The sequence below is a fragment of the Cyanobium sp. T1G-Tous genome (assembly GCF_024345455.1).
In the GTDB taxonomy this organism is placed as follows: Bacteria; Cyanobacteriota; Cyanobacteriia; order PCC-6307; family Cyanobiaceae; genus Cyanobium_A.
Genome location: NZ_JAGQBD010000039.1, coordinates 1 through 8893 on the forward strand (window position 1 = coordinate 1; position 8893 = coordinate 8893).

Sequence of the window (8893 nt, forward strand, 5' to 3'; positions counted from 1 at the left end):
GCCGATACATGCGGAAAACTTTGGGCGGCTTTTGGGCGCAAATGGGCCCATTTGCGTACATTTTACCGCCAGAAACTGCTCACATCCATTGCGCTGCAACTGTTCTGACCTTATTCAGGAGGCCCTAGCTAAGAAGAACTAATTTGCAAAGTCATCAGCCCCAGCACGCCAACGGTGCTGGGCCAGGGGCAACTGGCCCGCTGCATCTACGGGTATGCCTTCAGCGAGCAGCAGATCACGCTGGATCCAGTCGCTGCCTTCGCGGCTGGGGTTGAAGCTGATCTGCCCTTTGGCATTAACAACCCGCTGCCACGGGATCTCCGACGGCAGGGGCAACCGCCGCAGGGCCCAGCCCACCTGGCGGGCGGCGCCCCAGACCCCAACCAGCTCAGCGATCTGGCCGTAGGTGGCCAGCTGTCCGCAAGGGATCTGGGCCACGACGGCGTAAACCCGCTGATCAAAGTTGGGGGCGGGAGCTTGCATCGAGCGCCGGGCGGGAGGAAGCAAAGCTGGTTTGAGCTTGGGCAACCGGGTGTTGAACCCAGCCTAAAAACAAAAAAGTGACTGCCCAAGGCCTACTTGTCATTGGGGAGACTGGTAATTCGGGAGATGCCCGTGATTCCGCACCTCAACTGAGCCCGACGCCATGCCCCTGCTGCCCCGCCGCTTTGAGCGGCTCAAGGCCGTGCTCGATCGCCGCATGGGCGATCTCACCGTGGTGCTCGAGCACGTGGATAAGCCCCACAACCTCTCGGCGATCCTGCGCAGCTGCGATGCGGTGGGGGTGCTGGAGGCCCATGTGGTGAGCCTGGCGGGCCGCACGCCCACCTTCAACTGCACCTCTAAGGGCAGCGAAAAGTGGGTACCGCTGCATCGCCATAGCGACGGCGCCAGCGTGGCCCTGCTGCGCCAACTCAAGGACCAGGGATTTCGGCTCTATGGCACCCACCTGTCGGTGGAAGCGGTGGACTACCGCCAGTGCGACTTCACCGGCCCAAGCGCCCTGGTGCTGGGGGCGGAGAAGTGGGGATTAAGCGCTGAAGCGGCGGCATTGGTAGATCAGCCGATCGTGATCCCGATGCACGGCATGGTGCAGTCGCTGAATGTGAGCGTGGCCTGCGCCACCTTGCTGTTTGAGGCGCTGCGTCAGCGGCAGGTGGCCGGGGTGCTGCCCAGCCGCGGCGAAGGGGTGCCGGCCGGGCGCTACGACAACCTGCTGTTTGAGTGGGCCTATCCGGAGGTGGCGGCCTGGTGCCAGCGCGAAGGCCGCACCTACCCAGCCCTTGATAGCGAGGGGGCCATCAGCGAAACCCTGCCCCGCACGATCAAGCTCAGGCACTGAAGCCCGGCTACTGATATCTGCGGGCACTGGGCAGCCACAGGGCCAGGCCGAGGCCCAGCAGCTCAAGAAAAATCTGGCGGCCGCCGAGCAGCACCACCGCCAGGGCAACGGCAGCGAGAAACTTCTGGAACAGGCTCCAAACGTCGTCGTCATTGGCATTGCCGCTGCACCAAAGCGCCGCAGCAGCAGAGAGCAGGAGCAGATCCAACCACCAAGGCACGACTATCCACAGGGTGACGGGGTGCTTCCATTGTGGGGTGAACCTCGCAGCCGTGTCCCCTAGCCCTGCCAACTTGCAGATTCCGGCTTCGATCGGGGAGGTGGTCGACAAAATCACGATCCTGGAACTCAAGGCCGCCCGGCTCAGTGGCGAGCGGCTGGCGAACGTGGAGCGGGAGCGGTGGCAGACGACCTGTTTGACGCCCTACGCCAAATCAACGCCAAGCTCTGGAGCATCGAAGACAACATCCGCGCCCTTGAGGCCAAGCAGGACTTCGGCAACGCTTTCGTCGCCCTGGCGCGGGCCGTTTATTTCAGCAATGACGAACGGGCCGCGGTGAAACGCTCCATCAACGAGCGCCACGGCTCAGCGATTGTGGAGGAGAAGCTTTACGCCAGCTACGGCGATGGAACTCAAGCGAGCGAACGCCTAAATCCCGTGCATTATTGCTAGCAAAACTCCATTTTGGCTGCGGATATGGCGGCGGTGCGGCGATTTTTGCAGCCACCTCCTGGCAGCTTCTTCCTGCTCTGGGCTTCAGGATCCAGTGCGCTGAGCGCTGCCGCCGCTGAGCCAGCTCTCGAGGCCTTCGCCTAAAAACGACAGCCCCAGCACCAGCACAAACATGGCCAGGCCCGGGTAGAGGGCGGTCCACCAGATGCCGGTGGGCACGGCGGTGAGGGCCTGCTGCAGGTCGCCGCCCCACTCGGGGATGGTTTCGGGCAGGCCCAGGCCCAGAAAGCCGAGGCCACCAAGCACCAGAACGGCATCGGCGGCATTGAGGGTGAGCAGCACCGGCACCGAGGTGATCACGTTGCGCAGCAGGTAGCGGCGCAGGATCCAGATCGGGCCGGCGCCAAGCGACTGGGCCGCCTCCACAAACAACTCACCCTTCACCTGGGCCGTTTGGTTGCGCACCACCCGGAAGTATTGGGGGATGTAGACGACGCATAGGGCGGCGGCGGCATTGGGCAAGCCCCGGCCCAACAGGAAGGCAAGCACCACCGAGAGCAGCAGCACCGGCAGGGTGTAGAGGGTGTCCATCAGCAGCACCAGCACCCGATCCACCCAGCCGCCCAAGTAGCCGCTCACCATGCCCAGCGGCACACCGATCAGCAGGGCGATCACCAGGGCCAGCAGCACCACCTGCAGGGCCACGCCACTGCCGGCCAGGGTGCGCACGCACACGTCGCGGCCCAAACGATCGGTGCCGCACCAGTGGCTCAGCGAGGGCTGGGCATAGATCGGATTTTGCAGGCCAGCGTTGGGATCGGCCAGCCAGCCGGCATGCACCAGCAGCGGCGTGAGCAGGGCCACCAGGGCGTAGGCCACCACGATCACCAAACCCCAGCGGGCCATGCGGACCGAGAGGCTGGGGGCGCGGCGCAACGACAAAAGCATGGCGCGACCTTACGCAGCTAGGCGGCGGGCTGCAACAGCTCGATCCACCAGCAAGGCTTCCTTACCGTAAGGAGAGCTCCGCGCTAAAGTGAGTTTTGGATAAAAATGATGGCAAGGGCCATGGAAGTGGCAACCCTGACGGCCAAGGGGCAAGTGACCGTACCCAAGGCGGTGCGAGAAGCCTTGGGGCTGCGGCAGGGGGATCAACTCAGCTGGGAGATGGAGGATGGCTCGGTCCGCGTGCGGGCAATTGCTCCGCTCGACCTGGCCTACCTACGCAGCCTCGATGCCAGCCTGCAGGAGTGGAGCAGCCCAGCGGATGAGGAAGCCTTCGCAGGGCTATGAAGCCGTTTGACCGTCATTCGCTGGTGCTGGTGCCGTTCCCCTTCACGGATCGCGCCACCCAGAAGCGGCGCCCGGCGGTGGTGCTGTCGACACCCGACTTTCAGCGGGCCTCTGGCCACGTGCTGCTGGCGATGGTGACGTCGGCCAAGCAATCCGCGTGGCCCCTGGATTGGACGATCCAGAACCATCAGTCCGCCGGCCTGCCCCAGCCCTGCCTGGTGCGCTTCAAGGTGTTCACGCTGGATGAACGCCTGATCCTGAAGACCCTGGGACACCTGGCCCCGCCCGATCGAGATGGAGTCGCAGCCCAGCTGCACCAACTGGTGGACTGAGAACGACGCTGACGCTCGCGGCTAAGGCGCTAGCCCTGCAACCCAGCGCAGGCCCATAGCCACCAATCCCGCCAATCGTTCGATCCCATCGCAGCATTGGCAGGATTTGGCGCCAGGATTGGCAGGCAACGGCCGTGCGGCAGCCAGCGCCATGTGGATTCCTCGCCAGATCGAAGCCCGGCTGCTGGAGCTAGCCCGCACCCGACCGGTGCTGGTGCTCACGGGCGCCCGCCAGACGGGCAAAACGGCCCTGTGCCGGCACCTGTTTCCTGAGCACCACTACGTGACGCTCGACCTGCCCAGCGAAGCCGCAGCGGCCGAACACGACCCGGCCAGCTTTCTGGCTCGGCACCCGCTGCCGTTGCTGATCGATGAGGTGCAGTACGCGCCGAGCCTGTTTCGCCATCTCAAAACTGTGGTCGACGCCGACCAAAAGGCCTGCGGGCAGCTGGTGCTGACGGGATCGCAGCCCTTCGCCCTGATGCAGAACGTGGGCGACAGCCTGGCCGGACGAGCGGCGGTGCTGAGCTTGGAGGGGCTGGGGCTTGCTGAAATCCAGGCGACAGCACCGGGGGCGCAGCTGCCGGAGATCCTGTTGCGCGGGGGCTTCCCGGAATTGTGGAGCCAGCCGGCCATCAACGCCGGCGACTTTCAGCGCTCCTACGTGAGCACCTACCTGGAGCGAGATCTACGCAGCCTGCAACAGGTGGGCAACCTGCTGCAATTCGAGCGCTTCTTGAGAGCTTGTGCGCTGCGTTCGGGCCAACTGCTCAACCGGGCCGAGCTCGCCCGGGATGTGGGCATCGCCAGCAGCACCGCTGGGCAATGGTTGTCGCTGCTGGAGCGCAGCGGCCTTGTGTTTTTGCTGGAGCCATGGTCTTGGAGTGCAGACGGGTTTGGCAACGCGGGCAAACGGCTGAGCCGCAGCCCGAAGCTCTACTGGAGCGACACCGGTTTGCTGTGCTGGCTGATGGGCATCGACAACCAGGCCGATCTGCTGCGCTCTCCCCTGATTGGGGCCCTCTGGGAAACGCTGGTGGTGGGGGACCTGCGGCGGGCGCTGCTGATCGGCGGTGGAGCGGGGCGGCTGCATTTCTGGCGGGATCGGAACAAGGAGATCGACCTGCTGCTGGAGCGGGGCGGTCGCTTCTGGCTAGGCGATGCCAAATGGAGCGAACTTCCCGGATCCAGCGACGCGCGTCGGCTGCATCAGGTGGCCGCTGAACTGCCCAGCGGCTGCGTGGAAGCCCGCACCCTGGTGTGCCGCGCCCCACACCGCTTCCCCCTGGGCAACGGCGCCGAAGCCATGCCCCTGATCGAACTGGCCAGCAGCTGGGCGCCCGTATAGCGCATGCACTCGCACTACGGTGGTGCGAATCAATGGCTGGCGCTAATGACGTCGCTGCAGATTCGCGACCTGGAAAACCAGGCGGGCGGCGATCCCCCTCTGCGGCGCCAATCGGGCGTAGAGCGCATCGAACAGCGCTGGTCGCAGAGCCCTCCCCTGAATTGGCCCCAGTCGCCGGAAGAGCTGATCAGGGCCGACCGGGAGCGCTAATGCCCAGCCCCCGCCTGCTGATCGTCGACGACGACCCGGAGCTGCGCCACTTCCTGCGCACCGAGCTGGAGATCGAGGGCTACAGCTGCGCCGAAGCGGCCAGCGGCCAGCAGGCGCTGATGCGGCTGAGGGAGAGCCGCTGGGACCTGCTGCTGCTGGATTGGACCCTGCCGGATTTCAGCGGTGTGGAGATCTGCCGGCGCTTGCGGGGCAGTGATGACCACACGCCGGTGCTGATGCTTACCGCCCGCGATGACGTGCGCGAACGGGTGGAGGCGCTCGATGCCGGCGCCGACGACTACCTCACCAAACCCTTTTCAATCGAGGAGCTGCTGGCCCGGGTGCGGGCCCGGCTGCGCAGCGCCAGCAAAGCCAGCAGCGAACCGGAAACACTGCAACTGGCGGATCTGCAGCTCACTGCAGCCAGCCGAGAGGTGAGCCGCGGCGGCGAAAGCATCAGCCTCACCGGTAGGGAATTTGAGCTGTTGCACCTATTACTGCGCCAGCCCAATCAGGTGCACAGCCGCGAAGCGATCCTCAACGCGGTGTGGGGCGAGCAGTGGGTAGGCGACGACAACGTGCTCGATGTCTATATCCGGGCGCTGCGCCGCAAGCTGGAGCGAGAAGGCCGGCCAACCCTGATTCAGACCGTCCGCGGTGTGGGCTTCATGCTGAAGGAGGCACCCCCAAGGGCCTAAGCAGGGGCAGGTGCAACTGAAAATCAGCGCCACCACCGAGGGCATCAGCCACCTGCACCGAGCCACCCATCGCCTCCATCAAAAGCCGCACCACGGCCAGGCCGATGCCACTGCCGCGGTTGCTGGAATTAATCGAGGCGCTTCCGCGGACGAAACGTTCAAAGATCGCCTCGCGCTCGCCAGACACCACACCGGGGCCTTGGTCACGCACATGAAGCACCAGGGCATTGCCCTGCAGATCGGCAGCAAGGCTGACCGGCAGCGGCGTGGGGCTGTAGTGGAGCGCATTTTCGATCAGGGCGGCCAGGCACTCCTGCAGCCGCTCCGGATCCCCAATCGCCACTGGCAGCTCCGCAGCTGGCGTGTCTAGGTGCAAGCGCCAGCCGCTGCTGAAGGCCAGCCGCTCATAGGCCTGCACCAGGGCCTCATCAGCCAGGATCGGTCGCCGCCGCAACTGCAGGCGACCGGAATCCTGGCGGGCAAGATCGAGCAGATTGCTCACCAGGCCGCCCATGCGCTGGGCCTCCTGCTGGATCAAGCGCAGCGAAGGAGCTGTGGCCTCGATGCCCGGCTGGCGTAGCAGGCGCTGGGCGTGGCCGGAGATCAAGGTGATCGGCGTGCGCAGCTCATGGGCAACACCATCTACAAAGGAGCGCTGCCGCTCCCAGGAAACCGATAGGCGCTGCTGCAGGTCGTTGAAAGCAAGGGCGATGGGCTGCAGCTCCTCGGGCTGCTCGGCCACGGGGATCTGATCAGAGGGCACTGGCGGCGCCTGGGTGGCGGCCAGCTGGGCGGTGAACTCCTGCAGCGGCCGCACCAGGCCCCGCTGCAATACCAGCCGCAGCAGCCCGCTGGTGAACAGGCTCGACACGCCGGCCGCCACCGCCAATAACCAAAAGGCAAGGCGCTCCTGCTGCACCGAAGCCGACACGTTCTGCTCCACCAGCAGGGTGTAGGTGGGGCCATCGCCGAGCTGCAGCGGCTGGGCGCTGGTGAGCCAGCCCTCATCAAGGCGTTGCTCCAGCGCCGGGGCCGCCTTGGCCGGCGGCACCCCCCGCAACAGGCGCAGCTGCAGGCCCGGCAGCAGGGAGCGACTGAGCAGGGCGTCGAGCTCTTGCGAGGTGGAGGCCCGGCGCTGCAGCTCGGCCACCAGGGCGCTCACCAGCTGCTCGTGAGCCAGGCGCCGCTGCAGGACGGCGACGCCCTGGTTGAGCAGCAACAGCAGGCTGTAGCCCGCCAGCACGGCCAGCAGCGAAGTGGACTGAAGCCAGAGCCGCAGGGGGGAGATGCGCATGGCGAGCCGGGCGAACACCGCAAAGACCGGCTGCATTTTCAGCCAGTTTTCAGACAATGCTCAGGGCCTTTGCCTATTCAGCACCAGATAGACAGACCACTCTGGTGGAAGCTTCCCACTTAAGGCGCTCCGCCCTTCAGCATCCATGACTTCTCGCCCAAGCACCAATCACCTCCTGATTTCAGCCCTGGCCAAGCGTCAGAAGTCGAAAAATGCTCTGCAGGCCGGCTTCACGCTGGTGGAACTGCTGATCGTTGTAATTATCATTGGCATTCTTGCTTCAGTTGCACTTCCAGCATTCTTGAATCAATCATCTAAGGCCAAGGTCTCTGCTGCCAAGTCCTTGGCTTCGGCCGGCGCCAAGGAATGCCAGGTCTGGCAAGTCGAAGCTGACACCACCTGGGCCCAAACAACTTCTGGCGGCAATGGCGTAACGATTAACACTCCTACCTGCTCTCAAACCGCTGATACAGCATTTGCCGCCACTATTGTTAGTCCAGCGGCAACATATACAGCCACAGTTAGCCAAGCAGGCGCAATTTCAAAAACCTGCACCGGCTTTGGCTGCACCGGAGGCACTTGGTAAATTTAATCCAAAATTTCTTAACCACAAGCCAGGCATGCAGCCTGGCTTTTTTTGATAGATGATCAATAAATCATGACGCAAATTAATCTAACTCAAGCTTATTGCTTAAACCACCTAAAGCGATTCATTTAATAGTCGGCAATCCGACATCGACAATCAATCCTCTCCATCTCTTGACCAACGCCCTTAGCATTTGACGTTCCCTTCAATCCGAGAGAAAACTCTCAACACAAGACCCGCGGGAACTTTTTTGGAAACTGGTAATAGCAACTAAAGCTCTTGGCAATCACCCATAATACATCTATAAAAATCATTCAAAAGCTCTAAGCAAAAGCAAGGCTTTGCTCATGCAATAATATAGCGGAACCAATTGACACCTAGGCATCCGCCCAATCAAGCCTGACCAGGCCAATTGCCGCCTGTGGTTACTTCCTGAATGGATTAAATCAGTGTCCTTGCAAAGTCCGACATGAGCTTTCATCCCGGAGCATCCACGGTTGCCCCTCTTAATCATGATCATCTTGCAATCACACTCTATCTCTTTGTTTTTACACCTCAGTCAAGGCAGCATTCAGAATCGCCAGCCAACACAGCGTCACAACCAGGGCACTGACTGAGTTTTGACAACTTCAAACATCTACCCGCTCACAGCGTTTACTTATCAAAATATCCTGAAAGGACCAGATCGTTATCTCATCTGGAATTCAATATATAATCAGTTCGATACCGGCAAGCGCCGAAGGTGTGGGGGGAGCCGATGCCGCCGCTTCGACCATCGCCAACAACTGCCGCAGCCGCTGCGCATCCCCAGCCTCAGCGGTGACTGCCAGTAAAGATGACGCCCCTGCTGCTGATCAGGCAGCCATGGCAAATGTAGCTGGTTGGTGTTCTATTTCCGTGGGTGGTGGATTGATCCAGACCACCTCTGGTTGATGCCAGCAACGTGTAGATCGTGACCACCGTCGTGGACGACGCTGACGTGCCTGTTCGTAGGGCCTCCTGAATAAGGTCAGAACAGTTGCAGCGCAATGGATGTGAGCAGTTTCTGGCGGTAAAATGTACGCAAATGGGCCCATTTGCGCCCAAAAGCCGCCCAAAGTTTTCCGCATGTATCGGC

General features: G+C 62.7%; 12 protein-coding genes. 8 read left to right on the plus strand and 4 right to left on the minus strand.

Features of this window, described 5'->3' with window-relative positions; genetic code table 11:
- Window positions 1-138: 138 nt before the first annotated feature.
- Window positions 139-483 carry an MGMT family protein gene (locus tag KBY75_RS14780; RefSeq protein ID WP_255024492.1) on the minus strand — a complete coding sequence of 115 codons (345 nt, stop codon included), beginning with the start codon at window positions 481-483 and terminating at the stop codon, window positions 139-141.
- Between the two features lie 163 nt (window positions 484-646).
- Here KBY75_RS14780 and KBY75_RS14785 point away from each other — a divergent pair, with 163 nt between their 5' ends.
- Window positions 647-1342, plus strand: coding sequence for a TrmH family RNA methyltransferase (locus KBY75_RS14785; protein WP_255024493.1), 696 nt, complete (start codon window positions 647-649; stop codon window positions 1340-1342).
- A gap of 7 nt (window positions 1343-1349) precedes the next feature.
- Here KBY75_RS14785 and KBY75_RS14790 read toward each other — a convergent pair whose 3' ends face one another.
- Complete coding sequence (locus KBY75_RS14790; RefSeq protein ID WP_255024494.1) at window positions 1350-1694, minus strand: hypothetical protein; 345 nt, start codon at window positions 1692-1694, stop codon at window positions 1350-1352.
- Window positions 1695-1742: 48 nt separating this feature from the next.
- Here KBY75_RS14790 and KBY75_RS14795 point away from each other — a divergent pair, with 48 nt between their 5' ends.
- The gene (locus tag KBY75_RS14795) at window positions 1743-2015 is read left to right on the plus strand and encodes a hypothetical protein (RefSeq protein WP_255024495.1); all 273 of its coding nucleotides are present in this window, start codon (window positions 1743-1745) and stop codon (window positions 2013-2015) included.
- 84 nt (window positions 2016-2099) lie between these two features.
- On the opposite strand, the gene KBY75_RS14800 is transcribed toward KBY75_RS14795, so the two are convergent.
- Window positions 2100-2963: an ABC transporter permease gene (locus KBY75_RS14800; protein WP_255024496.1), complete on the minus strand. Its 864-nt coding sequence runs from the start codon at window positions 2961-2963 to the stop codon at window positions 2100-2102.
- A 120-nt stretch (window positions 2964-3083) separates the two neighbouring features.
- Here KBY75_RS14800 and KBY75_RS14805 point away from each other — a divergent pair, with 120 nt between their 5' ends.
- The 5 genes from KBY75_RS14805 to KBY75_RS14825 all read left to right on the plus strand — a co-directional run bounded on the left by KBY75_RS14805 (window position 3084) and on the right by KBY75_RS14825 (window position 5896).
- Complete coding sequence (locus KBY75_RS14805) at window positions 3084-3308, plus strand: AbrB/MazE/SpoVT family DNA-binding domain-containing protein (RefSeq protein WP_106502152.1); 225 nt, start codon at window positions 3084-3086, stop codon at window positions 3306-3308.
- Window positions 3305-3640, plus strand: a complete 336-nt coding sequence (locus tag KBY75_RS14810; RefSeq protein WP_255024497.1) for a type II toxin-antitoxin system PemK/MazF family toxin — start codon at window positions 3305-3307, stop codon at window positions 3638-3640. The genes KBY75_RS14805 and KBY75_RS14810 overlap by 4 nt, the downstream gene beginning before the upstream one ends.
- 151 nt (window positions 3641-3791) lie before the next feature.
- Window positions 3792-4988: an ATP-binding protein gene (locus KBY75_RS14815; protein WP_255024498.1), complete on the plus strand. Its 1197-nt coding sequence runs from the start codon at window positions 3792-3794 to the stop codon at window positions 4986-4988.
- A gap of 45 nt (window positions 4989-5033) precedes the next feature.
- Window positions 5034-5198, plus strand: coding sequence for a hypothetical protein (locus KBY75_RS14820; RefSeq protein ID WP_255024499.1), 165 nt, complete (start codon window positions 5034-5036; stop codon window positions 5196-5198).
- The gene (locus KBY75_RS14825; protein ID WP_255024500.1) at window positions 5198-5896 is read left to right on the plus strand and encodes a response regulator transcription factor; all 699 of its coding nucleotides are present in this window, start codon (window positions 5198-5200) and stop codon (window positions 5894-5896) included. The genes KBY75_RS14820 and KBY75_RS14825 overlap by 1 nt, the downstream gene beginning before the upstream one ends.
- Here the strand turns inward: KBY75_RS14825 and KBY75_RS14830 are convergent.
- The gene (locus tag KBY75_RS14830) at window positions 5865-7190 is read right to left on the minus strand and encodes a sensor histidine kinase KdpD (RefSeq protein ID WP_255024501.1); all 1326 of its coding nucleotides are present in this window, start codon (window positions 7188-7190) and stop codon (window positions 5865-5867) included. The genes KBY75_RS14825 and KBY75_RS14830 overlap by 32 nt on opposite strands.
- A 145-nt stretch (window positions 7191-7335) precedes the next feature.
- Here KBY75_RS14830 and KBY75_RS14835 point away from each other — a divergent pair, with 145 nt between their 5' ends.
- Window positions 7336-7776 (plus strand): prepilin-type N-terminal cleavage/methylation domain-containing protein, encoded by a 441-nt coding sequence (locus KBY75_RS14835; RefSeq protein ID WP_255024502.1) that lies wholly within the window; start codon window positions 7336-7338, stop codon window positions 7774-7776.
- Window positions 7777-8893 lie beyond the last annotated feature (1117 nt).

What these genes read in the sequence shown, in the direction of transcription:
- KBY75_RS14820 (WP_255024499.1), top strand. Translation starts at nt 5,034, where the DNA reads ATGACGTCGCTGCAGATTCGCGACCTGGAAAACCAGGCGGGCGGCGAT.
- KBY75_RS14800 (WP_255024496.1), bottom strand. Translation starts at nt 2,963, where the DNA reads ATGCTTTTGTCGTTGCGCCGCGCCCCCAGCCTCTCGGTCCGCATGGCC.
- KBY75_RS14805 (WP_106502152.1), top strand. Translation starts at nt 3,084, where the DNA reads ATGGAAGTGGCAACCCTGACGGCCAAGGGGCAAGTGACCGTACCCAAG.
- KBY75_RS14810 (WP_255024497.1), top strand. Translation starts at nt 3,305, where the DNA reads ATGAAGCCGTTTGACCGTCATTCGCTGGTGCTGGTGCCGTTCCCCTTC.
- KBY75_RS14835 (WP_255024502.1), top strand. Translation starts at nt 7,336, where the DNA reads ATGACTTCTCGCCCAAGCACCAATCACCTCCTGATTTCAGCCCTGGCC.
- KBY75_RS14815 (WP_255024498.1), top strand. Translation starts at nt 3,792, where the DNA reads ATGTGGATTCCTCGCCAGATCGAAGCCCGGCTGCTGGAGCTAGCCCGC.
- KBY75_RS14825 (WP_255024500.1), top strand. Translation starts at nt 5,198, where the DNA reads ATGCCCAGCCCCCGCCTGCTGATCGTCGACGACGACCCGGAGCTGCGC.
- KBY75_RS14785 (WP_255024493.1), top strand. Translation starts at nt 647, where the DNA reads ATGCCCCTGCTGCCCCGCCGCTTTGAGCGGCTCAAGGCCGTGCTCGAT.
- KBY75_RS14780 (WP_255024492.1), bottom strand. Translation starts at nt 483, where the DNA reads ATGCAAGCTCCCGCCCCCAACTTTGATCAGCGGGTTTACGCCGTCGTG.
- KBY75_RS14830 (WP_255024501.1), bottom strand. Translation starts at nt 7,190, where the DNA reads ATGCGCATCTCCCCCCTGCGGCTCTGGCTTCAGTCCACTTCGCTGCTG.